Raw genomic sequence first — 21,907 nt, forward strand, 5'->3', positions numbered from 1 at the left:
TTCGGCATTCCCAGGCGGGGCATGAAGCGGCGCGGCTGAGTTGCTCCACCGGCGCAGTCCAGCGAAGTGCTGGTGGGCTTGAGTCATCGCGGAACGAAAAAAACCGCCCCGCGACTGAGCGCGGGGCGGTTGGAAATCTTGGTGGCTACGCCCTGATTCGAACAGGGGACCCCATCATTATGAGTGATGTGCTCTAACCAGCTGAGCTACGTAGCCGCTTTCGATGGCTGCGCATCTTACTGATCCGCCTGAATAAGGTCAACTCTCACAGTAAAAAATCCCTCATCCCGCAGGGCGAGCGGGCACCGCCTGTGCCAAGCTGGACGAGGCGGAAGAAAGCCGACGGGCATGAGGAGACCGCATGGAGCGCGAGAAGTGAAGGCAAGTGGAGAGTGGATACCTGCGCTGGGCGTCGCAGCGGCCCGGGAGGGCGACAGGGAGAGGCGGGATGCCTGAGCTTTCCGTGCTGATCGAGCACTACGGCTACATCGCGATCCTGGTCGGCTGCCTGTTCGAAGGCGAGACCGTGACCATTCTCGGCGGTATTTCCGCTCACCAGGGGTGGTTGAGCCTGCCTGGGGTGATCTTCTGCGCCGGTCTCGGCGGTGCGCTGGGCGACCTGACCCTGTTCTTGCTCGGGCGGCGCTATGGCGAGCGGCTACTGGCCCGCCTCAAACGCGACCCGGCGAGGATCGAGGCGCTGCGCGCGAGCGTGCGCCGGCACCAGGACCTGGCGGTGTTCGGCGTGCGCTTTCTCTACGGCCTGAGACTGGTGGGCCCATTGGTGATCGGCGCCAGCGGGGTAGGGCTTTGGCGCTTCGTGCTGTTCAACCTGCTCGGTGCCGCCACCTGGGCGACGCTGTTCGTTGTCGGCGGCTATCTGTTCGGCACGGTGCTCGCACGGGTGCTGGGTGATCTGGAGCACCATCTGCTCTGGCTGCTGCCGCTGGCGGTGGTGCTGGCTTTGTTCATCCGCTGGAGGCGTCGCAGGCGAGCTAAGGGGGGTTAATCCTCGCTATCCGCCTTGCCATCGATCGGCGACATCGGGTGATGGGTCGAGTAGTCGCGCTGCTGCGATTCGCTCAGCGGCGTGCGGTGCAGCAGCGGCCGGTTGAGCGCATCGCGCCAGGCTCGACGCAGGCCGCGCTGGACGTCATCGAATACCTGCTGGGAGATCAGCCGATCGGCGACCATCCCCTCCATGCTCTCGCTGCTCTGGCGCAGGGCGAGCAGCCTCAGCATGCGGTATTCGAGCTGATAGGCGCGCGGGCCGAACTGGGCCTCGATCTCGCGGATCACCTGGTCGACGGAGTTGATCCGGATGTCGAGCACCGCGTCGAGCAGTGCGCTCATCCGCTTGCCGAACAGCGGTGCCAGCCGCTTGACGTTGTAGTCACGCAGCTCCTCGAGCACCGCGCGGCGGCAGATCAACAGCTCGAAGCGGTCGGTGAGCAGCAGCGACAGCGGCCAGCGCAGGTGCAGGTAGCGGTGCATCCAGGTGCTGAACTTGAGCCAGATGCTCGGGTCGAGGATCTTGCGCGCCTCGCGGTTGTAGCCGATCCGGCCATCGCTGCGGGCGGCGTCGATCATTCGTCCACCGTTGTGCATCATTGCGTCGAGGTTGCGCACGTTGGTCACACCGCTGCCGTAGCGCGGGATCAGGTCACGCTCGCGAGTCGCCAGGGTGACCAGGGCGATCGCCAGTCGATCGCGTTCGGGCAGCGCCTGGTCGAGGTCGAAGGGCGCGGCTTCGATCGCCATATCACGGCGATAGCGCGCATTGACCGCATCGACGATCGAGGAGGCGATGTGGAAAGTCGCCGCGCTACGCTGTACCGCGCTCTCGACCTCGATGGTCGAGAGCCGGATCGCTTGCTGCTGCAGTGCGCTATCCTGCGCGCTCAGCTGGTCGAGCTTGAGTGCGCGGATCACCGGGCGCAGGGTCGAGCCATTGATCAGCAGGCTGAACAGCACGAAACCGGTGGCGAGGATCGCGACGAAGTGGCGCACCTGCTCGGGAAGGTTGGTCTGTTCGGCGATCCCCAGTGCCAGCACCAGGGTCACCGCGCCACGCAGCCCGCCCCAGGTGATCGCCAGCTTGTAGCTGGCGCTGATCGGTGCGGAGAGCTTGAGCCGGCTGAGCACTGGCAGGAAGCCGAACAGCACCAGCAGGCGGGCGAGCAGGGTGGCGACGACCACTACCGCGAGCAGCGGCAGCCACGCGAGACTGATGCCCTCGAGCATCCTCGGTACCTGCAGGGTGGCGATCAGGAACACCGCGGCACCGGCGAGCGAGGCGATCTGCCCCCAGAGCAGCTGCAGGTGCGTCCAGTTGACCGGCGAGGTGCGGGTGCGCCCCAGCCCGCTCAACACAAGCCCTGCCGCGACCACCGCGACCACTCCCGAGACGCCGAGACTTTCACCGATCAGGTAGACCGGGTAGGGCAAGGCCAGGGTCAGCGCGGTCTGCGCCTTGCCATCATTTCCGATCAGCGCCAGCGCCGCCGCACCGAGCCGCCCGACCAGCGCGCCGAACAGCAGGCCGCCGCCGAAGGCGATCGACAGCGCCCAGGCGCCCGCCTGCCAGGTCGCGGCGGCCGCATCGCCGGTCAGCGCGGCGACCAGCACCCCGACGATCGCGATCGCCGCGGCGTCGTTGAGCAGGCTTTCTCCCTCGACCAGGCGAATCAGCCGCGCCGGCGCACCGACGTTGCGGAAGATGGCGATCACCGCCGCCGGGTCGGTGGTGGCGATCACCGCGCCCAGCAGCAGCCCCGCGGTAAGCCCGGCACCGCCGAGCAGCCACATCGATACCCCCACCATGCCGGTGGCGACGAACACCGCCACCACCGCGAGCAGCAGGATCGGCGCCGCATCCGGCACCATCTCGCGGACGTCGACGCTGAGCGCGGCCTGGAACAGCAGCGGCGGCAGGAAAATCCACAGATAGGCCTCGGCAGGCAGCCCCGACGACAGCAGCGGCTCGAACAGCGCCGCTGCAGGCTCCGGCCAGAGCGTCGAGAAAGTGGCGTAGGCGAGTCCCAGCGCGATACCGGTCAAGGCCAGCAGGGTGGCTTCCGGAAAAGCGGTGCGCGAGGAGACGCTCTGCACCGCGGCGATGATCAACAGCACCAAGCCGCCGAGCAGCAGCAGATTGAACAGCACTTCCATCGATGCAACATCCCCGCGCGATAAAGCCTGGATTCAAGTATCGATCCGTTGGCGAATCGGCGCCAGCGCCTTCGCATGTGGGTATCGAAGCAGCGCAGCTCGAGGAGGTGGACGGGGCCGCGCCAACGCAAACCGCCCACCGTCGTCGACGGTGGGCGGTTGAGTCGGGATCGCAGCGGCGGTTCAGACGTTGAAGCGGAAGTGCATCACGTCGCCGTCCTGGACGATGTAGCTCTTGCCCTCGAGGCGCCACTTGCCGGCATCCTTGGCGCCTTGTTCACCCTTGTAGTGGATGAAGTCGTCGTAGCCGATCACCTCGGCGCGGATGAAGCCTTTCTCGAAGTCGGTATGGATCACCGCGGCGGCCTGGGGCGCGGTGGCGCCGACCTTGACCGTCCAGGCGCGCACTTCCTTGACCCCGGCGGTGAAGTAGGTCTGCAGGCCCAGCAGGGCGTAGCCGGCGCGGATAACTCGGTCGAGCCCCGGCTCTTCCATGCCCAGTTCGCCGAGGAACATCGCTTTCTCCTCGGGGTCGTCGAGTTCGGCGATCTCGGACTCGAGCTTGTTGCAGACCGCGACCACCAGGGCGTTCTCGGCGGCGGCGATTTCACGCACCACTTCGAGGTGGGGGTTGTTCTCGAAGCCGGTCTCGTCGACGTTGGCGATGTACATGGTCGGCTTGAGGGTGAGGAAACCGTAGCCGCGTACCAGGGCGAGTTCGTCCGCCTCGAGGCCGAGCGAGCGCAGCGGCAGGCCTTCGGCGACGTGGGGCTGGATGCGCTCGAGCAGCGCCTTGGTCGCGACCGCTTCCTTGTCGCCGCCCTTGGCCATGCGGGTGAGGCGCTGGATGCCGCGCTCGACGCTGTCGAGATCGGCGAGCGCCAGCTCGATGTTGATCGTCTCGATGTCGGCGCGTGGGTCGACCTGGTTGGCGACGTGGATCACGTTGTCGTCGTCGAAGCAGCGCACCACGTGGGCGATGGCGTCGGTCTCGCGGATGTTGGCGAGGAACTGGTTGCCGAGGCCTTCGCCCTTGGAGGCGCCGGCGACGAGGCCTGCGATGTCGACGAATTCCATGGTGGTCGGCACCACCCGCTCGGGCTTGACGATCTCCGCCAGCGCGTCGAGGCGCGGGTCGGGCATCGGCACGATGCCGGTGTTGGGTTCGATGGTGCAGAACGGGAAGTTCTCGGCATCGATCCCGGACTTGGTCAGGGCGTTGAAGAGGGTGGACTTGCCGACGTTGGGAAGGCCGACGATGCCGCAGTTGAAGCCCATGGCGAGATCCTGGAGAAATGTGTTCGTGAACGGTTGTGGCGGCCAGCGCCGCGCGAAAGGCGCAGTCTACACCAGCGCGCCGCTGGCTTCAGTGGCAGGGTGTATCCACCCTGATGCCGAGGCGGGCTGCGATGAGCGAAAACGCGGCCGGTCGGCTAGAACTTGCTCGCGTGCAGCCGGTTCATCGCCTTGGCCCAGTCGCCGGAGAGCGCGTAGGGCAGGGCGTCCAAGGCGGCGTCTATGCTCTCGTCGATCGCTAGGCGCTCCGCCTTGCCGGGCAGGCCGAGCACGTAGTCGACCACCTTGGCGGCGTCCCCGGGGTGGCCGATGCCGATGCGCAGGCGATGGAAGTCCCGCGCGTTGCCGAGCGCGCTGATGATGTCGCGCAGGCCGTTGTGCCCGCCATGGCCGCCGCCTTGCTTGAATCGCGACTGGCCAGGCGGAATGTCGAGCTCGTCGTGCGCGATCAGCAGCGCCTCGGGGGCGAGCTTGTAGAACTTGGCCAAGAGCGATACCGCCTGGCCGCTGTGATTCATGTAGGTGGCCGGTACCAGCAGGTGCAGCTCGTGGCCGTCGAGGTTGAGCTTGGCGTAGTCGCCGAGGAACTTGCGTTCGGGACGCAGCGAAATCCCCGCGCGCCGGGTGAGCAGCTCGATGAACCAGGCACCGGCGTTATGGCGGGTATCGGCGTACTTGGCGCCGGGATTGGCGAGGCCTACGATCGCGCTGACCTGGGACGGCGGCATCGGTTGTTCTCTCGGTGACAGGGGTATCCGTAAAGGGGCATCGCGACACCGTCGCAGGCCTCTGACCGTCTGAAAAGACGAAACCCCGGGCGCCTCGTCGAGGCGTCCGGGGTCGCGGACAACGGCCTTACTCGGGGCTGTTGTCGGTGTTGCCCGCGTCTGCCGCTGCGGCTTCGTCGTCTTCGCCAGCGCCGCCGGCCGGACGGGTGACGGTGACCACGCCGATGTTGTGGTCATCGCCATGGCCGAGCGCGACCAGGCTGACGCCCGCCGGGGTCTTGATGTCGGAGAGGTGCAGGGTGTCGCCGAGGCCCAGTGCGCTGACGTCGAGTTCGAGATACTCGGGGATGTTCTTCGGCAGGCAGCTGACTTCGACGTCGGTGGCGAGAATGTGCAGTACGCCGCCGTCTTCCTTGACGCCCTTGCAGCTTTCTTCGTTGGCGAAGTGCAGCTGGACGGTCAGGGTGATCTCTTCATTGGCGCTGACGCGCATGAAGTCGGCATGGGTGATCAGCGGCTTGTACGGATGGCGCTGGAGATCACGGACGACGACCTGCTCGGTCTTGCCTTCGACGTCGATGTTGATGATCGAGGAGAAGAAAGCTTCGTCTTCGACCATCTTGTACAGCGCGGGCTTGTCGATCGCGATCGGGGTCGGCTGGGCGTTGCCGCCGTAGATGATCGCGGCGACGCGCTCGTTCACACGGCGCAGGCGGCGGCTCGCACCTTTCCCCAGCTCCGAGCGAACGACAGCGGTGAGATTGTAGTCGTGCTTCATGGATGAATCCTCTTGGGCGCCTGTCGGCGCTCAGTCTATGTAAGCGAATACCCGGCCAGGGTCCGCGACCAGACCTCGACCGTTTCGCGGTTCGGGCGGCGTGGCGCCGCCCCTTCTCCCGCGCGCTGTTCCTCGATCGATCAGTGGAACATCGCGCTGACGGATTCTTCGTTGCTGACCCGGCGGATCGCCTCGGCGATCAGCCCGGCCACCGACAGCTGGCGAATCTTGCCGCAGCGTCGGGCGTGCTCGGCGAGCGGGATGGTGTCGGTGATCACCAGCTCGTCGAGCAGCGAATTGTTCACGTTGTCCACCGCTGGACCCGAAAGGATCGCATGGGTGGCATAGGCCAGCACCCTGGTGGCGCCGTGGGCCTTGAGCGCCTCGGCGGCCTTGCACAGGGTGCCCGCGGTATCGACCATGTCGTCGACCAGGATGCAGGTCCGGTCGCGCACTTCGCCGATGATGTGCATCACCTGGGCCTGGTTGGCCTTGGGGCGGCGCTTGTCGATGATCGCCAGCTCGACGTTGAGCTGCTTGGCCACCGCGCGGGCGCGAACCACGCCGCCGATGTCCGGAGAGACGATCACCACGTCTTCGTAGTTCTGCCGCTCGATGTCGTCGAGCAGGATCGGCGAGCCATAGACGTTGTCCACCGGCACGTCGAAGAAGCCCTGGATCTGGTCGGCATGCAGGTCCATGGTCATCACCCGGTCGACGCCGGCCTTGACCATCATGTCGGCGACCACCTTGGCCGAGATCGGCACGCGGGCGGAGCGCACGCGACGGTCCTGGCGGGCGTAGCCGAAGTAGGGGACCACTGCGGTGATGCGTGTCGCTGACGCGCGGCGCAGCGCGTCGACCATCAGGATCAGTTCCATCAGGTTGTCGTTGGTGGGCACGCAGGTCGACTGCAGGATGAAGACGTCCTTGCCGCGGACGTTTTCGTTGATCTCGACGGCGATCTCGCCATCGCTGAACTGTCCTACGGTCGCATGGCCTAGACGATTATCGAGGCACTCGGCGACCCGGCGGGCCAGTTCGGGGTGGGCGTTCCCGGCGAAGACCATCAATTTGGACACAGCGCAGCCACCTTTGGATGCTTATGGAATCTCGAGAGTGGTGTTGGTGCCAGGCGTTTTGGATCGGTGCGCGCCGAAGAGACAAAGAGGCGCTGAATGAAATGGCTGGGGTACCAGGATTCGAACCTGGGAATGCCGGTACCAGAAACCGGTGCCTTACCACTTGGCGATACCCCAGCAACCGACCTACCTGTCATGCTCGACCGACTGGAGCGAGACATGAAGGGAAGAGACGTCACTCGAACCCGCCGACGGTGTCGTCGAGCTCGGCGCAGAATCTTAAGGGTCGCGGTTCGATTCGTCAAGGCGATTTCGGCGTTCGACCTCGACGCCGTGCCTGGACCGCTCCCCGCGCGCCCTCCCTGCAGCGCGCGCCATACTAATCATTGGCCCTGGGGGTGTCAATTTGATCCCGACCCCGTTGACGCGCAAGGCGAGGGGCGCGGCGGCAGGGCAGCGTCGCGCCGGAACCGGTCAGGAGCCGGTCTGGTTGGGCTGCCATTGGGTGACCACCAGGGTGGCGATCAGGTCGCCGTAGCTCATCCTCAGCCGTCCCGGCAGCCAGTAGCCCGCAGCGTAGCTCCACTGACGATACTCGATGTTCCAGCCGTCCTGAGTGATCGCCTGCGGGAAGCCCTGTGCATCGACCTCGACCTGGCTCGGCGAGCGTGGGTCGGGCAGGCCCCGCACCCAATGGTCGAGCGAGGAGATCGGCAGCGACCAGCCCATGCGCTGCTCCATCAGGTCTTCAGGCGTGGCGGCGGAGAACCGGCCATCACCGTTTTCGAGCGTGATCCCGCCCTGTTCGCCGGTCAGCACGTTGCGGCCAACGCCGAACGGGCCGGAGATCAGCATCCGATAGCCGGTGTCCTGCTGGACCCAGTCGAGGTTGGCGCTGCGGCTCTGCTGCGGCGAGCGCAGGCCGATCTTGCCGGTCAGGGTCCAGCGGTCGAGGGCCTCGATCCGGCTCAGCTGGTGCTCCCAGTCTCCCTGGGCCCGGTCGACCTCGGGGGAGGGGGGCTGGCTGGCGCAGCCGGCGAGCAGGGTCAGCAGCAGGGTGAACAGATAGAGGTGCATACGTTTCATCGCGGAGGTTCTCCTTTTCCAGGCGATGAGGGGGACGATTCGCTGGCGCTGCGCGAGTCCAGCCAGGGCTGGCTTTCGATCAGCGCATCGATGTGCGGGTGAGGCTCGGGGCGGGCCAGGCTGCGCTCGACCAGCTCACGGGCGCGGTCGCGCTGGTCCAGCGCGATCAGCACGCAGGCCAGGTGGGCGGCGATCTCGTCGTCCGGCATCAGTTGGTGGGCACGCTCGAGCAAAGGCAGCGCCCGCTCCGGCTCGTCGAGGCGAAAGTGGGTCCAGCCGAGGCTGTCGAGGATCGCGGGATTGTCCGGGGCGAGGGCGTGGGCGCGTTCGAGCATGCCGAGCGCCTCCTGGTAGCGGTCGGTCAGCTCGGTGAGCGAGTAGCCGTAGGCATTGAGCACTTCGGGGTCGTCCGGATGGCGTTCGAGCAGGGTGCGCAGGTCTCGCTCCATCCCCGCCGCGTCACGGCGTTCGATCGCGCGAAAGGCGCGGATGAACAGCAGCGGGTCGTTGTCCGGCGCGCGTGCGGCGACCGCGCGGTCGAGCAGTGCGTCGGCATCGTTGGTGCGCCCGGCCTGGTCGAGCAGGGAGATGCTCATGTCGAGCAGTGGCGCATCCTGCGCCGGTACCGCCCGGCGCTGCGCGGCGAGGAAGGCCAGCGCGGCATCGATTCCCCGCCGCTCTTGCAGCAGTTGGGCCACACGCGCGCGCGAGGGCAGGAAGCTTTCGCTCTCGGCGGGCACGGCGCGGTAGCGCTCGATCGCGGCGTCCAGGTCTTCGCGCTGCTCCGCGGCGAGCCCGAGCAGCGACTGGACGCTGCCGTCGGTCGGCACCCTGGCTGCCAGGGGGGCGAGCAGGGCCTCCGCACGCTGGGGTTGCTCCTGCTGCAGATAGACCCGGGCGAAGGCGAGGCGCAGTTCATCTTGATCGACGGGTTGTTCGAGCAGGCTCTTGATCTCTCGATCGGCCTCGTCGAAGCGTTCGAGCATGATCAGCGTCTGCACCGCGGCGAGGTTGAAGCGCAGATCCCGTGGCGCCAGCCGCTGGCCGTGGCGGGCATCCTCGAGGGCGCGCTCGGGCTCTGCGCTCCTGCTCGCTATCTGGCTCGAGGCCAGCCATACCGACGGCAGCTCCGGCCAGCGCTCGCGCAGCCGCTCGATCTCGGCCAGGGCGGCCTCGCGCTGGCCTCTGCGCTCGGTGAGCAGCGCCCTGGCGACCTGCGGGATCGGATGGTCTGGTTGGGCCTCGATATGAGCCGCGAGCTGGGCGTCGAGGGCATCGAGGTCGGCCCCCTGCTCGGCCGCGCTTTCGATCATCGCCTCGAACTGCAGGGTCTCGCCCGCCGTATCGAGTACGAGCGCCTGGCGCAGCGCCTCTTCCCAGTCGCCTCGTCGAGCGGCGGCGTCGACCAGCAGCCGGCGCATCGAAATGCTCTCCTGCGGGTTCGGCTGCGCCTGGCCATCGTCGACCTGGCGTGCCCACTGCTCGGCGACGCGCTCGAGTAGCGCGGAGTCGCCGGTCGCCTGGGCGATCTCGCCTGCCCGGCGGATCAGCTCGAGATTTTCGTAGCGCTCGCCGACGGAGAGATAGCGCTGGGCGGCGAGGCCGAAATCACCGCTGTAGAGCGCGAACTCGGCTTCGAGCAGTGCGCTCAGCGAGGCGGCGTCGAGGCCTGCCTCCCCGGCAGTCGCCGGGGCGGCCTGGATGGGCCAGGGCGCGAAGGCCAGGCTCAGCGCGAGCAGCAGGGAGGTGCGAGAGATTCGTTTCATTCCGGCCTCATGCCAGGGCTGCTTGGCAAGACCGGCAGTGCGCGGCCATGCGGGGAGAGTTCACCGCGAACGGCGCTCGCCGGCCCGGTATGGCAAGCGCCGGTCGGGAGCTCTTGCGTGTGGAAACGGTGGGAAGGATCGATCATGTAGCCAGCATAACGGCTCTCTTCGAGGGCGACCATAGCGCGCCCCTCGAGGCGAGCGCGCAGCGCAGCGCTCGCTCTGTAACGATAGCCCGGCGCAATCGCTTCCATAGCACCAGCAGCCGCGGTGTTCTCAAGGTCTGTGCGTGGGTGGGAGAAGAAAGTATCGCTATGCTAGAATGCTCGGCGTCGACAAGAGGCGCGGTCGCGCCATCCATCTTGGTAAGTTGATCATCTGCGCGTTCGCGCCGTCCTCGCCGTATCCGGCGTGGGACATCGCCATGCGGCTCGTGCCCGAACGCTGGAAGTGCCGGACCGCTGAGAGCTCGGTTCGACTCGACGCTTGAAAAAGACGGGCATCATGACGCTTCTGATTCTGGGCACCAATCATCGTACCGCTTCGCTCGATCTGCGCGAGGCGGTGGCCTTTTCGCCTGAGCAGCTCGAGCAGGCCCACGCCGAACTCGTCGCCCTTGAGGGCGTCGATGAGGCGGTCATCGTCTCGACCTGCAATCGCACCGAGCTGTACCTCAGCGGCGAAGGCCTCGACGCGGGGTTCGGCGCGCGGGCGTTCGCTTGGCTCGCCGGTTTTCACCGGGTGGCACAGGCTTCGCTTCAGGAGTGCTTCTACCTGCACGTCGGCGATCGCGCGGCCAGGCACCTGATGCGGGTCGCCTGCGGGCTCGACTCGATGGTGCTCGGCGAGCCGCAGATTCTCGGCCAGATAAAAGGCGGCTATCAGCTCGCGCGGCGCTACGCTACGCTCGGCGGCCCGCTGGAGCAGCTGTTCCAGTACGCGTTCTCCACCGCCAAGCAGGTGCGCACCGAAACCGGCATCGGCGAGAACCCTGTGTCGGTCGCCTATGCGGCGGTGAATCTCGCCGGGCGAATCTTCGACGATCTATCTCATTCGCGCGCGCTGCTGATCGGCGCTGGTGAGACCATCGACCTGGTCGCCCGGCATCTGCGCGAGGCCGGTATCCAGGGGCTGATCATCGCCAATCGCACCCAGGCCCGCGCCGAGCGGCTCGCCACCGAGGTCGGCGGCGTCGCCGTCGGCCTGGAGGAGGTGCCCCAGGCGCTCTCCTGCGCCGACATCGTGATCACATCCACCGCAAGCCCGCTGCCGGTTCTCGGCAAGGGGGCGGTCGAGAGCGCGCTGAAGGTGCGCCGCCATCGTCCGATCTTCATGGTCGACATCGCCGTGCCGCGCGACATCGAACCCGAGGTCGGCGAGCTCGACGACGTCTTCCTTTATACCGTCGACGATCTCAACGAGATCATCGACGAGAACCGCCGCAGCCGCGAGGTCGCCGCCACCCAGGCCGAGTCGATGATCGACGAGCGGGTCGACGAGTGGCACCGCGATCGCCGCGAACGCGGGGCGGGACAGCTGATCCGGCGCCACCGTCGTCAGGCCGAGGCGCTGCGCCAGGCCGCCGAGGCCCATGCGCTGGCCCAGCTCGAGCGTGGCGAGGACCCCCAGGACGTGATCCGCAGGCTCTCTCACCAGCTCACCAACAAGTTGCTCCATGGTCCCACCGCGCGGCTGCGTGCCGCCTCGGGTGCCGAGCGCCAGGACATCATCGCCGCCGCCGAGGCGCTGCTGCTCGACGAAGCCGCGAGCGACGCCTTCGACGCCGCGGAGATCGACGCGCTGAAGCCCGGCGCGCACTGCCCCATTGGTGCCCACTCTCAGCAGGTCCCCTAGATGAAGGATTCACTACGCGCGCGCTTCGAGCGTGCCGCGGAGCGTTTCGAGGAACTTTCGGCGCTGCTCTCCGAACCCGAGGTCATCCACGACCAGGCCCGCTTTCGCAGCTATTCCCGCGAGTATGCCGAGCTCGACGAGCTGGTCCAGGTCTGGCGCCGCTACGTTGGCCTCGAGGAGGAGCGAGAGGGCGCGCGTGCGATGGCGAAGGACGACGATCCCGAGATGCAGGCGATGGCCGAAGAGGAGCTGGAGTCGCTGAACGCCGGGCTCGAGGCGCTCGAGCTCGAGCTCAAGCGCCTGCTGGTGCCCAAGGACCCCGACGATGAGCGAGGGGTGTTCCTCGAAGTGCGCGCCGGCACCGGCGGCGACGAGGCGGCGCTGTTCGCCGGCGATCTGTTTCGCATGTACTCGCGCTATGCCGAGGCGCGCGGCTGGCGGGTCGAGCTGATCAGCGCAAGCCACGGCGAGCAGGGCGGCTACAAGGAGGTGATCGCGCGGCTCGAGGGCACCGGGGTCTACGGCCGGCTCAAGTTCGAATCGGGCGCCCACCGGGTGCAGCGGGTCCCGGCCACCGAGTCGCAGGGCCGCATCCACACCTCGGCCTGCACCGTCGCGGTGATGCCCGAGGCGGATGAGGTCGGTGAGATTTCGATCAATCCCGCTGAGCTTCGCGTCGACACCTTCCGCTCCAGCGGCGCCGGTGGCCAGCACGTCAATACCACCGACTCGGCGATCCGGATCACCCACCTGCCCACCGGCACCGTGGTCGAGTGCCAGGACGAGCGCTCCCAGCACAAGAACCGCGCCAAGGCGATGGCGCTGCTCGCCGCCCGGCTCAAGCAGGCCGCCGAAGATGCCCACCACCGCCAGCAGTCGGAAACCCGTCGCTCGCTGGTCGGCTCCGGCGATCGCTCCGAGCGGATTCGCACCTACAATTTTCCCCAGGGCCGGCTCACCGACCACCGTATCAACCTGACGCTCTACAAGCTTGCCGATGTGATCGAGGGCGACCTCGACGGGGTGGTCGAGCCGCTGATCCACGAATACCAGGCCGAGCAGCTGGCCGCGCTCCAGGAGAGCTGAGCCGATGAACCTCGACGCCGCGCTGCGCGAGGCCGCGGGTCGCCTGAGCGATGCATCGGCGACCCCCCGGCTCGACGCCGAGCTGCTGCTCGCGCAGCTGCTCGGCAAGCCGCGCAGCTGGCTCTACGCCTGGGGCGACCGCGCGCTCGAGCCAGCCATCGGCGCCGCCTTCGAGTCGCTGATCGAGCGTCGCCGCGCCGGTGAGCCGGTAGCCTATCTGGTCGGGTACCGAGAGTTCCATGGCCTCGAGCTCGAAGTCGGCCCGTCGACGCTGATTCCCCGGCCGGATACCGAGTGCCTGGTCGATCTCGCGCTCTCCCTCGCCGAGCAGGAGCAGGGCGATGCGCTCGATCTCGGCACCGGCAGCGGCGCGATCGCGCTGGCCTTCGCCCGCGCCCGGCCGGGCTGGCGGGTGGTCGCCTGCGACCGGGTCGAGGAGGCGCTGGCGCTGGCGCGGCGCAACGCCGAGCGTTTGGCGATCGACAATCTCGAGTTCGTCCACAGCGACTGGTTCTCAGCGCCCGGGTTCGCCTCGCGACGCTTCGGGCTGATTCTTTCCAATCCGCCTTATGTCGCCGAGGATGATCACCACCTCGCGCTCGGCGATCTGCGCTTCGAGCCGCGCTCCGCACTGGTCGCGGCCGATGGGGGCCTGGCGGACCTGCGCCGGATCGTCACGGATGCCGTTCACCACCTGCTGCCCGGCGGCTGGCTCTTGCTCGAGCACGGCATGGCGCAGGGCGGCGCGGTGCGCGATCTGCTGATGGCGGCCGGATTCGAACGAGTGGCCACCCATCCCGACCTCGGCGGTCGCGAGCGGGTGAGCCTCGGTCGGCGCACCTGCCCGGCGCCCGGCGAATGACTCCCACCACAGCCTGGCCAGGACGATGAGGAACAAATCCCGCAGCCTCGATCGCATCGATCTCAACATTCTCCGCCACCTGCAGGAGAATGCGCGCATCTCCTACGTCGATCTCGCCGCCAAGGTAGGGCTTTCGACCACCCCCTGCCTCGAACGGGTCAAACGGCTCGAGCGCGCCGGCGTGATCCGCGGCTATCGCGCCCTGCTCGACCCCAAGGCGCTGCGCGCCCAGCTCCTGGTGTTCGTCGAGATCAGCCTCGAGACCCAGTCGCCTTCGGTGTTCGACGAGTTTCGCCGCGCGGTTTCCAAGCTGCCGCAGATCCTCGAGTGTCACTTGGTCTCCGGCCAGTTCGACTACATCCTCAAGTGTCGTATTCCCGAGATGTCCGCCTATCGCCAGCTGCTCGGCGACGTGGTGCTGACCCTGCCCGGGGTCAAGGAGACCAAGAGCTACGTGGTGATGGAGGAGGTCAAGGAGTCGTTCTCGATCGACGTGCCCGAGCTGGATGCGTTCGACTGAGCCGATGCGGGCCATTCGATGTTGACGAGGGATTCGCGATGAATGACCAACAACTGCTGCGCTACAGCCGCCACCTGCTGCTGCCCGAGATCGACATCGAGGGCCAGCAGCGCCTGCTCGACGCCAGCGCGCTGATCATCGGCCTCGGCGGGCTCGGCTCGGCGGCGGCGCTCTATCTCGCCGCCGCCGGAGTGGGGCGGCTGACCCTGGTCGACTTCGACAGCGTCGAACTCTCCAACCTCCAGCGCCAGGTGATCCATACCCAGGCCCGTATCGGCGAGGCCAAGGCGCGCTCCGCGGCGATCGCGATCGCTGAGCTCAACCCGGATTGCGAGGTCGAGGCGCTGGTCGAGCGGCTCGACGACCAAGCGCTGGTCGAGCAGGCCAGGCGCGCCTCGGTGGTGCTCGACTGTACCGATCGGTTCTCCAGCCGCTACGCGATCAACCGCGCCTGCGTGATGGCCGGCACGCCGCTGGTGTCAGGCGCCGCGATCCGTTTCTCCGGCCAGCTCGCGGTGTTCGATCTGCGCCGCGCGAGTGCGCCCTGCTATGCCTGTCTCTACGGGGTGGAGAGCGACGACGAAGCGCTCTCCTGCGCCGAGAGCGGCGTGGCCGCGCCGCTGGTGGGGGTGATCGGCGCCTGCCAGGCGCTCGAGGCGATGAAACTGCTGAGCGGTGCCGGCGAGCCCGCCTCCGGGATATCCACCTTCGATGGGCTCAAGGGCGAGTGGCGCCGTTTCGAGCTCGAGCGCGATCCCGCCTGCCCGGTCTGCTGCCACCGCTAGGCTTCGATCCTTGCGGCTTTTTCGCGGCACCGCGAAGAGGCTATGGTGGACGTTCCATCCATCCTCTGCCCTCCATCCTTTGAAAGGAGCTTGCCGTGTCCCGTGCCGATCGCTCTGTCCCCAATCTCTCTGCCTTTGCGCTCGCCCGGCGACTCGATCCGGTGATCGCTTCGGCGCTCGACCAGCGTCGTCTGGTCGGTGGGGTGGTCCTGGTCGCCGTCGATGGCGAATGCCGCTTCGCTCGCGCCTTCGGACTCGCCGACCGCGAGGCTGGGGTCGCCGTCGAGCAGCGCAGCCTCTTTCGCCTGGCCTCGGTGACCAAGCCCATCGTCAGCACCGCGGCGATGCGGCTGGTCGCCGAAGGGCGGCTGGCGCTGGACGAGCCTATCTCGCGCTGGCTGCCCGAGTTCGATCCCCGCCTCGCCGGCGGCGAGGCGGCGGTGATCACTCCCCGCCAGCTGCTCAGCCATACCGCCGGGCTGAGCTATCGCTTCCACGAGCAAAATGACGACGGGCCCTATGCCCGCGCTGGGGTCAGCGACGGGCTCGAACTGGTGGACTTCGATCTCGCCGAGAACCTGCGCCGGATCGCCTCGGTGCCGCTTGCCTATCCGCCGGGCCGTAGCTGGCGCTATTCGCTCGCCATCGACGTGCTCGGCGCACTGATCGAGCGGGTCGTCGACGCCCCGCTCGATGCCGCGATGCGGGCCTTGGTCACCGAGCCGCTGGGCATGGACGACACCGCTTTCCGCGTGGTCGATCCCGAGCGTTTGGTCACGCCCTACGTCAATGCGCAGCCCGAACCGCGCCGGCTGGCCGACGGTGAATGGGTGGGGACGCCCGAGGGCGGCGGTGTGCGTTTCTCACCGTCGCGGGCGTTGTCCTCCCAGGCCTATCCTTCCGGCGGTGCCGGCATGGTCGGTAGCGCGCCGGACCTGCTGCGGCTGCTCGAGACCCTGCGTCAGGGCGGTGGTGAGCTGCTGCCGGCGGCGCTGGTCGCCGAGATGGCGCGCGACCAGACCGAGGGGCTCGAGCTCGAGGGGATGCCGGGCTGGGGGTTCGGGCTCGGCTTCGCGCTGCTGCGCGATCCGCGCGCCGCTGGCTCTCCCGCCACCCGGGGCAGCTGGCGGTGGGGCGGCGTCTATGGGCACAGCTGGTTCGTCGACCCGGCGCAGCGGCTCAGTGTGATCGGCCTGACCAACACCCTCTACGAGGGGATGGGCGGCCGTTTCGTCGATGAGCTGCGCGATGCGGTCTACGGCGCTTAGGATGAGGCGCGGGCGCTGCGCTGAGGTTCAGCGCGTGCGCTGATGACCACCGCGAGCAGGATCAAGGCACCCCCGGCCAGGGTGCGCGTGGCCGGGATCTCGCCGAGCAGCAGCCAGGCGGCGGCGATCGCGTAGACCGGCTCCAGCGCGATCACCACCGCAGCGGCGCTCGCGCGCACCTTGCCCAGCGCCTGGACGAACAGGGTATAGGCCAGCGCGGTGCAGCCGATCCCGAGCAGCGCCAGCAGGCCCCATTCGACCGCGGTCGGCAGGCGCTCTTCGAGCAGCGCGAAAGGGGCGAGCAGCAGGGTGATCGTCAGGCATTGCCACCAGCTCGCCACCAGCGGTGCGACCCTTGCCGAGGTAGCGCGGTTGAGGATCGCCAGCAGCGCATAGAGCGCACCCGAGCAGACTCCCCAGAGCAGTCCGGCGAGTGCCTGGTCGCCGAGCTCCAGGTTCGGGGTGACCAGTACCAGGCCGAGGCTCACCATACCGAGCGCATAGAGCGCGCGCCGGCTCGGGCGGCTGCGCAGCAGCAGCCATTCGAACACCGTGGTGAAGGCCGGGAAGCAGGCGAAGCCGAGGGTGCCGAGCGCCACGCCGCCGAGCTGCACGGCGAGAAAGAAGGTCAGCCAGTGGATCGTCAGCAGCGCGCCGCCGAGCAGCAGCCAGCCGGCGGTGGCGGCGCCCACCTCGCGCCACGGCCGGCTGCCGAGCAGCGGGCACAGCAGCCATAGCGCGAGCAGCGCGAAGGCGCCGCGGCCGAGCACGATCAGCGTCGGGGACAGCGAAAGCGCCGCGCCGATCAGCGCGGAAAGGCCGAACAGCGCTGCGGCGATGTGCAGCTGCAGGTGGGCGAGTCGATCGCTGCTCCGAGGCTCAGTCAAGCTTGGTCAAGACCTCGCCGACGGCATCGAACAGGCGATCGAGTTCGGTTTCGGTGGTGGAGAAGCACGGCCCGAACTGGAGGCAGTCGCCGCCGAAGCGGACGTGGAAGCCGGCCTCCCACAGCGCGCGCGAGGTGTCGCGCGGGCGCAGGCTCGGGTCATTGTCGCGCGGGGCGAGCTGGATCGCGCCGGTCAGGCCGTAGTTGCGGATATCGACCACCGGACCGCTGCCGCGCAGCGCATGGATCTTCTCCTCGAACGCGGGCGCCAGTGCGGCGGCCTGGTCGGGGAAGCGCTCGCGGTCGAAAAGCTCGAGGGTGGCCAGGGCCGCGGCGCAGGCGACCGGATGGGCCGAGTAGGTGTAGCCGTGGGTGAATTCCACCGCGTTTCGCGGCAGGTCGGCATTCATGAAGGTGGCATAGATGTCGCGGCTGGCGACCACCGCGCCCATCGGTACCGCGCCGTTGGTGATCTGCTTGGCCAGCGTCATGATGTCCGGCACCACGCCGAAGGCATCGGCGCCGAAGGCGCGACCCATGCGGCCGAAGCCGGTGATCACTTCGTCGAAGATCAACAGGATCTGGTGATCGTCGCAGATCTTGCGAAGCCGCTGGAGATAGCCCTTGGGCGGTACGATCACGCCGGCCGAGCCTGAGAGCGGCTCGACGATCACCGCGGCGATGTTCGAGGCATCATGCAGTGCGATCTGGTCGAGCAGGGCATCGGCGAGTTCGGCGCCTCGTTCCGGCTGGCCGCGGCTGAACTCGGCGCCGGGCGTTTGGGTGTGGGGCAGGTGGCTTACGTCCAGCATCGTGCCGTAGAGCTTGCGGTTGCCGCCGATACCGCCGACGCTGGTGCCGCCGAGGTTGACTCCGTGGTAGCCCTTGGCGCGGCCGATCAGCCGGGTCTTCTCCGGGCGGCCCTTGAGCCGCCAGTAGGCGCGCGCCATCTTCAGCGCGGTGTCCGCGCTCTCGGAACCGGAGCCGGTGAAGAATACGTGGTCGAGTCCCTCAGGGGTCAAGGCGGCGACTTTTTCCGCCAGTTCGAAGGCCAGCGGGTGACCGAACTGGAACGCGGGCGCGTAGTCGAGGGTACGCAGCTGGCGCTCGACCGCGGCGCGGATGGTCTCGCGATTGTGCCCGGCGCCGCAGCACCAGAGTCCGGAGAGCGAGTCGAACAGCTTGCGGCCGCGCGAGTCGATCAGGTAGCGTCCCTCGGCGCCATGCACCATGTAAGGATGGTCATGGAACTCACGGTTGGCGGTGAACGGCATCCAGTAGGCGCTGCCGAGCGCAGCGGTGGAAGACGCGGAGGGGGCCGAGGTGGAGGGCGAGACGTGCGGCTGCGCGGTGGGGGTGCTCATGGGGGCCTCATCGGGAATCGAAACGCGGCGAACCCGCGTACGCCAGTTAGCCTCGCTCCAGGGGCCGCGGGAGACAATAGCTAAATGCCAACCCTTGCGTGAGCCGGCGGCCAACTATCGATGATCGGGGGAGGGCGGGGGTTGCCTCGCGACGAGCGTGTATGAGTGAACGCAAGAATGTGCTGGGCAGGATCAGCGACTTCGACATCCGCCTGCTGCGGGTCTTCGCCACCGTCGTGGAGTGCGGCGGCTTCACCGCCGCGGAGGTACCGCTCGGCATCGGACGCTCGGCGATCAGCGTGCATATGAGCGATCTCGAGGCGCGGATCGGGCTGACCCTGTGCCGCCGGGGGCGCTCCGGCTTCGCCCTCACCGAAGAGGGGCGCGAGGTGCATCGCGCCGCACTCGAGCTGTTCGCGGCGCTCGGCACCTTTCGCGACGGGGTCAACGACCTGCATGCGCAGCTGCGCGGTGAGCTCGACATCGGCATCACCGACAATCTGCTCAGCATGCCGCAGATGCGGGTCACCGAGGCGCTGGCGCGGCTCAAGCGCAGCGGTCCCGAGGTGCGGATCAACATCTCGATGATTCCGCCCAACGAGGTCGAGCTCGGCGTGCTCGACGGGCGCCTCGATGTCGGTGTGCTGCCTTGGATCGCGCCGATCGGCGGGCTCGACTACCTGAGTCTCTACGAGGAGCGCTCCAACCTCTACTGCGCTTCGACCCATCCGCTGTTCGCCGCTGATCACGGCCAGGAGTGCGACCTGCTGGCCTACGACGCGGTGGCGCCGAGCTATGCGGTGAGCGGCGAGGTGCGCGCCCGCTACGCCGGGCTCAACGCTACCGCCAGCGCTTCCGACCGCGAAGGGGTGGCATTCTTGATCCTTACCGGCTGCTACATCGGTTTTCTCCCCGATCACATGGCCGAGCCTTGGGTCGCACGAGGCCTGCTGCGATCGCTTGCGCATCTGAGCCCCGGTTTCGATACTTCCTTCGTCGCCGCTACCCGCAAGGGGCGGGAGCCGGGAAGGGTGCTCGAGCGTTTCCTCAGCGGCCTCAGGGCGAGTTGACTGGCTGGCGCAGGGCGATGGCTTTTTGCTCCGCCAGGCGACACAATCCAGTGACAATCGAACCTAGGTTTCGACCGGAAAGTCGATGAGCGAAGGATGACCGGGTACTGTCGTCCCGGTGGGCCTGAACGCAGGTATTTTTCGGACGAACCGTAGCCACGTACCGGCCCAGGCCGGCACCGATGGAGTTTAGATGCGTTCGCGGCCTTCCCGATCGGCATACGACGAAGTCTCCTCCTACTACAGCGACACCCGCAGGGTGACCCTGGCACCGACGCCGGTGCTGGAGGGCTTTCGTCGTGCCGACGTCTGTGTGATCGGCGGCGGCATCACCGGCTGCTCGACGGCGCTGCACCTCGCCGAGCGCGGCCTCGACGTGGTCCTGCTCGAGGCACAGGAGATCGGCCACGGCGCTTCCGGGCGCAGCGGCGGCCAGATCCTCACCGGGCTCGGCACCGGCATCGAACGGGTCGAGGGCGAGCTCGGTCCGGACGCCGCGCGGCGCATCTGGGAGATGAGCCGCGAGGCGGTGGCGCTGACCGAGCGGCTGATCGAGCGCCATTCGATTCCCTGCGACTACCGCAAGGGGTATGTCCACGCCGCCAACAGGCCGCGCCACGTTCGCCACCAGCGCGATTGGATCGAACGCATGGCGAGCCGCTACGACTATCACGGTCTCGACTGGCTCGATCGCGACCAGCTTCGCGCCCATGTGGTGACCGATGCGTATCTCGGCGGGGTATTCGACCATGACGCAGGCCATCTTCATCCGCTCGACTACACCCTCGGCCTCGCCCGCGCCGCGCAGCGCGCAGGCGCCTCGTTGCACACCGGCAACCGGGTCGCCGAGATCGACGCCGGCGAAGGCGGGCGGCTGCGGGTATCCGGGCGGCGCGGAATCGTCGAAGCGGAGTTCGTGGTCCAGGCCACCAACGCCTATTTCAGCGGACTGGTGCCTGAGCTCGACGCCAAGCTGATGCCGGTCGACAACTACATCGTCGCCACCGCGCCGCTCAGCGAGGCCCAGGTCGCCGCCTCGCTGCCAAGCGACGCGGCGGTCTCCGATGCGCGCTTCGTGCTCGATTACTACCGGCTCTGCGCCGACCGCAGGCTGCTGTTCGGCGGCCAGGTGAGCTACACCGGGCGGCAGCCGTTCGCGCTCGATCTGCGGATCAAGCGGCGGATAAAACGGCTGTTCCCCGCGCTCGCCGGGCTCGATATCGACTATCGCTCGGGCGGGAAGGTCGCGATCACGCTCGATCGGGCGCCGCACTTCGGCCGTCACGGTGACAAGCTCTATTTCGCCCAGGGCTACTCCGGCCACGGCATGGCGCTGGCCGGTTTGGCCGGGCAGCTGATCGGCGAGGCGATCGCCGGGCAGGCCGAGCGCTTCGACCTGTTCGCACGGCTTGAGCACCGCGATTTCCCCGGCGGGCGGCGTCTGCGCACTCCGCTGCTGGCATTGGCGACGACTTTCTATAAACTGCGCGATCTTCTCTAGGGCGACCGACCCGCCGATGCGTCGAAACATACCCGAGCCGCTGGCCCACATGGCGGTCAACCTTGCGTGAACATCTGGAGGTGCTGACATGACAGCCAAGACCGCGTCCTCTTCCTCCGCGGGGCTCGAGCGGCAAGCGCAGGCCCGGGCGGCGACCCGCGAGGCTTCGTCGATCACCCTCAAGGGGCTGTCGAAGCGCTTCGGTAACGACGCCATCGCCCTCGACGGCGTCGATCTCAAGATCGAGGCCGGTGAGTTCTTCACCCTGCTCGGCCCCTCGGGCTGCGGCAAGACCACGCTGCTGAGGATCCTCGCCGGGCTCGACGTCGCCGATGATGGCACCGTCGAGATCGGCGGGCGCGAGGTCACCGATACCCCGCCGCACAGGCGCAGCGTCAACACCGTGTTCCAGTCCTACGCGCTGTTCCCGCACCTCTCGGTGCGCGACAACATCGCCTTCGGGCTCAGGATGCGCGGGATCAAGGCCGCCGAGCGCGACCGCCGGGTCGATGAGATCGCCACGCTGATGAAGCTCGATGCGCTGCTCGAGCGGCGCATCCACCAGCTCTCCGGTGGCCAGCGCCAGCGCATCGCACTGGCCCGCGCGCTGGTCAACGAGCCCGACGTGCTGCTGCTCGACGAGCCGCTCTCGGCGCTCGACGCCGGGCTGCGTGGCGATCTCCAGGTCGAGCTCAAGCGGCTGCAGCAGCGCCTCGGCATGACCTTCGTCTTCGTCACCCACGACCAGGAGGAGGCGATGGTGATGTCCGACCGCATCGCGCTGCTCGACGGTGGCAAGATCCA

The 21,907-nt window shown here is 67.8% G+C and carries 19 protein-coding genes and 2 tRNA genes; 10 read left to right on the forward strand and 11 right to left on the reverse strand.

All coding sequences use genetic code 11. The annotated features are described in order from the left end of the window. Positions 1–139: 139 nt before the first annotated feature. Positions 140–216, reverse strand: a tRNA-Met gene (locus Q376_RS0116520). A gap of 232 nt (positions 217–448) precedes the next feature. Here Q376_RS0116520 and Q376_RS0116525 point away from each other — a divergent pair. Next, positions 449–1,009: a DedA family protein gene (locus Q376_RS0116525; RefSeq protein WP_027351250.1), complete on the forward strand. Its 561-nt coding sequence runs from the start codon at positions 449–451 to the stop codon at positions 1,007–1,009. Here Q376_RS0116525 and Q376_RS23135 read toward each other — a convergent pair. The 8 genes from Q376_RS23135 to Q376_RS23140 form a co-directional block, all read right to left on the reverse strand. Next, complete coding sequence (locus Q376_RS23135) at positions 1,006–3,171, reverse strand: cation:proton antiporter (protein ID WP_052365446.1); 2,166 nt, start codon at positions 3,169–3,171, stop codon at positions 1,006–1,008. The two genes, Q376_RS0116525 and Q376_RS23135, sit on opposite strands and share 4 nt — an antisense overlap. Before the next feature lie 183 nt (positions 3,172–3,354). Then, the gene (gene ychF, locus Q376_RS0116535; RefSeq protein ID WP_027351251.1) at positions 3,355–4,449 is read right to left on the reverse strand and encodes a redox-regulated ATPase YchF; all 1,095 of its coding nucleotides are present in this window, start codon (positions 4,447–4,449) and stop codon (positions 3,355–3,357) included. Between the two features lie 155 nt (positions 4,450–4,604). Then, on the reverse strand, positions 4,605–5,195 hold the full coding sequence (gene pth, locus Q376_RS0116540; protein WP_027351252.1) for an aminoacyl-tRNA hydrolase: 591 nt from the start codon (positions 5,193–5,195) through the stop codon (positions 4,605–4,607). Between the two features lie 127 nt (positions 5,196–5,322). Further along, positions 5,323–5,973, reverse strand: coding sequence for a 50S ribosomal protein L25/general stress protein Ctc (locus tag Q376_RS0116545; RefSeq protein WP_027351253.1), 651 nt, complete (start codon positions 5,971–5,973; stop codon positions 5,323–5,325). Between the two features lie 140 nt (positions 5,974–6,113). Next, the gene (locus tag Q376_RS0116550; protein WP_027351254.1) at positions 6,114–7,055 is read right to left on the reverse strand and encodes a ribose-phosphate pyrophosphokinase; all 942 of its coding nucleotides are present in this window, start codon (positions 7,053–7,055) and stop codon (positions 6,114–6,116) included. A gap of 102 nt (positions 7,056–7,157) precedes the next feature. Next, a tRNA-Gln gene (locus Q376_RS0116555) sits at positions 7,158–7,232 on the reverse strand. 297 nt (positions 7,233–7,529) lie between these two features. Further along, positions 7,530–8,141 (reverse strand): lipoprotein insertase outer membrane protein LolB, encoded by a 612-nt coding sequence (lolB, locus tag Q376_RS0116560; protein WP_043448330.1) that lies wholly within the window; start codon positions 8,139–8,141, stop codon positions 7,530–7,532. Beyond that, positions 8,138–9,907 (reverse strand): tetratricopeptide repeat protein, encoded by a 1,770-nt coding sequence (locus Q376_RS23140; RefSeq protein WP_052365447.1) that lies wholly within the window; start codon positions 9,905–9,907, stop codon positions 8,138–8,140. The genes lolB and Q376_RS23140 overlap by 4 nt, the downstream gene beginning before the upstream one ends. Before the next feature lie 504 nt (positions 9,908–10,411). Between Q376_RS23140 and hemA the strand changes: the two genes are divergently transcribed. From hemA to Q376_RS0116605, 6 genes are all read left to right on the forward strand, one after another. Next, positions 10,412–11,761 (forward strand): glutamyl-tRNA reductase, encoded by a 1,350-nt coding sequence (gene hemA / locus Q376_RS23150; RefSeq protein WP_081803617.1) that lies wholly within the window; start codon positions 10,412–10,414, stop codon positions 11,759–11,761. Further along, positions 11,762–12,847, forward strand: a complete 1,086-nt coding sequence (gene prfA, locus Q376_RS0116585; protein WP_027351257.1) for a peptide chain release factor 1 — start codon at positions 11,762–11,764, stop codon at positions 12,845–12,847. It begins immediately after the preceding gene. A 4-nt stretch (positions 12,848–12,851) separates the two neighbouring features. Further along, positions 12,852–13,709, forward strand: coding sequence for a peptide chain release factor N(5)-glutamine methyltransferase (gene prmC / locus Q376_RS0116590; RefSeq protein ID WP_027351258.1), 858 nt, complete (start codon positions 12,852–12,854; stop codon positions 13,707–13,709). 25 nt (positions 13,710–13,734) lie between these two features. Next, positions 13,735–14,229 (forward strand): Lrp/AsnC ligand binding domain-containing protein, encoded by a 495-nt coding sequence (locus tag Q376_RS0116595; protein ID WP_027351259.1) that lies wholly within the window; start codon positions 13,735–13,737, stop codon positions 14,227–14,229. A gap of 38 nt (positions 14,230–14,267) precedes the next feature. Continuing rightward, the gene (locus Q376_RS0116600; protein WP_027351260.1) at positions 14,268–15,014 is read left to right on the forward strand and encodes a HesA/MoeB/ThiF family protein; all 747 of its coding nucleotides are present in this window, start codon (positions 14,268–14,270) and stop codon (positions 15,012–15,014) included. A 95-nt stretch (positions 15,015–15,109) separates the two neighbouring features. Then, the gene (locus Q376_RS0116605) at positions 15,110–16,282 is read left to right on the forward strand and encodes a serine hydrolase domain-containing protein (protein WP_027351261.1); all 1,173 of its coding nucleotides are present in this window, start codon (positions 15,110–15,112) and stop codon (positions 16,280–16,282) included. On the opposite strand, the gene Q376_RS0116610 is transcribed toward Q376_RS0116605, so the two are convergent. Both Q376_RS0116610 and aptA read right to left on the reverse strand, forming a co-directional pair. Further along, positions 16,279–17,169 carry a DMT family transporter gene (locus Q376_RS0116610; RefSeq protein WP_211266697.1) on the reverse strand — a complete coding sequence of 297 codons (891 nt, stop codon included), beginning with the start codon at positions 17,167–17,169 and terminating at the stop codon, positions 16,279–16,281. The two genes, Q376_RS0116605 and Q376_RS0116610, sit on opposite strands and share 4 nt — an antisense overlap. After that, positions 17,162–18,532 (reverse strand): omega-aminotransferase AptA, encoded by a 1,371-nt coding sequence (gene aptA, locus Q376_RS0116615; RefSeq protein ID WP_027351263.1) that lies wholly within the window; start codon positions 18,530–18,532, stop codon positions 17,162–17,164. Before aptA ends, Q376_RS0116610 begins: the two co-directional genes overlap by 8 nt. 161 nt (positions 18,533–18,693) lie before the next feature. On the opposite strand from aptA, the gene Q376_RS0116620 reads away from it, so the two are divergent. The 3 genes from Q376_RS0116620 to Q376_RS23155 form a co-directional block, all read left to right on the forward strand. Then, positions 18,694–19,602 carry a LysR family transcriptional regulator gene (locus tag Q376_RS0116620; RefSeq protein WP_027351264.1) on the forward strand — a complete coding sequence of 303 codons (909 nt, stop codon included), beginning with the start codon at positions 18,694–18,696 and terminating at the stop codon, positions 19,600–19,602. Between the two features lie 193 nt (positions 19,603–19,795). Further along, positions 19,796–21,103: an NAD(P)/FAD-dependent oxidoreductase gene (locus tag Q376_RS0116625; protein WP_027351265.1), complete on the forward strand. Its 1,308-nt coding sequence runs from the start codon at positions 19,796–19,798 to the stop codon at positions 21,101–21,103. 88 nt (positions 21,104–21,191) lie between these two features. Then, the coding region (locus Q376_RS23155) for an ABC transporter ATP-binding protein (protein ID WP_043448336.1) at positions 21,192–21,907 on the forward strand (716 nt) is incomplete at its 3' end.

It is taken from the genome of Halotalea alkalilenta DSM 17697 (assembly GCF_000621205.1).
Lineage (GTDB): Bacteria > Pseudomonadota > Gammaproteobacteria > Pseudomonadales > Halomonadaceae > Halotalea > Halotalea alkalilenta.

Bases quoted from the DNA above. Each gene is read 5' to 3' on its own strand.
- lolB (WP_043448330.1), bottom strand. From the start codon at position 8,141: ATGAAACGTATGCACCTCTATCTGTTCACCCTGCTGCTGACCCTGCTC.
- Q376_RS23140 (WP_052365447.1), bottom strand. From the start codon at position 9,907: ATGAAACGAATCTCTCGCACCTCCCTGCTGCTCGCGCTGAGCCTGGCC.
- prfA (WP_027351257.1), top strand. From the start codon at position 11,762: ATGAAGGATTCACTACGCGCGCGCTTCGAGCGTGCCGCGGAGCGTTTC.
- Q376_RS0116625 (WP_027351265.1), top strand. From the start codon at position 19,796: ATGCGTTCGCGGCCTTCCCGATCGGCATACGACGAAGTCTCCTCCTAC.
- prmC (WP_027351258.1), top strand. From the start codon at position 12,852: ATGAACCTCGACGCCGCGCTGCGCGAGGCCGCGGGTCGCCTGAGCGAT.
- Q376_RS0116600 (WP_027351260.1), top strand. From the start codon at position 14,268: ATGAATGACCAACAACTGCTGCGCTACAGCCGCCACCTGCTGCTGCCC.
- ychF (WP_027351251.1), bottom strand. From the start codon at position 4,449: ATGGGCTTCAACTGCGGCATCGTCGGCCTTCCCAACGTCGGCAAGTCC.
- Q376_RS0116595 (WP_027351259.1), top strand. From the start codon at position 13,735: ATGAGGAACAAATCCCGCAGCCTCGATCGCATCGATCTCAACATTCTC.
- pth (WP_027351252.1), bottom strand. From the start codon at position 5,195: ATGCCGCCGTCCCAGGTCAGCGCGATCGTAGGCCTCGCCAATCCCGGC.
- Q376_RS0116620 (WP_027351264.1), top strand. From the start codon at position 18,694: ATGAGTGAACGCAAGAATGTGCTGGGCAGGATCAGCGACTTCGACATC.
- Q376_RS23135 (WP_052365446.1), bottom strand. From the start codon at position 3,171: ATGGAAGTGCTGTTCAATCTGCTGCTGCTCGGCGGCTTGGTGCTGTTG.
- aptA (WP_027351263.1), bottom strand. From the start codon at position 18,532: ATGAGCACCCCCACCGCGCAGCCGCACGTCTCGCCCTCCACCTCGGCC.
- hemA (WP_081803617.1), top strand. From the start codon at position 10,412: ATGACGCTTCTGATTCTGGGCACCAATCATCGTACCGCTTCGCTCGAT.
- Q376_RS0116525 (WP_027351250.1), top strand. From the start codon at position 449: ATGCCTGAGCTTTCCGTGCTGATCGAGCACTACGGCTACATCGCGATC.
- Q376_RS0116545 (WP_027351253.1), bottom strand. From the start codon at position 5,973: ATGAAGCACGACTACAATCTCACCGCTGTCGTTCGCTCGGAGCTGGGG.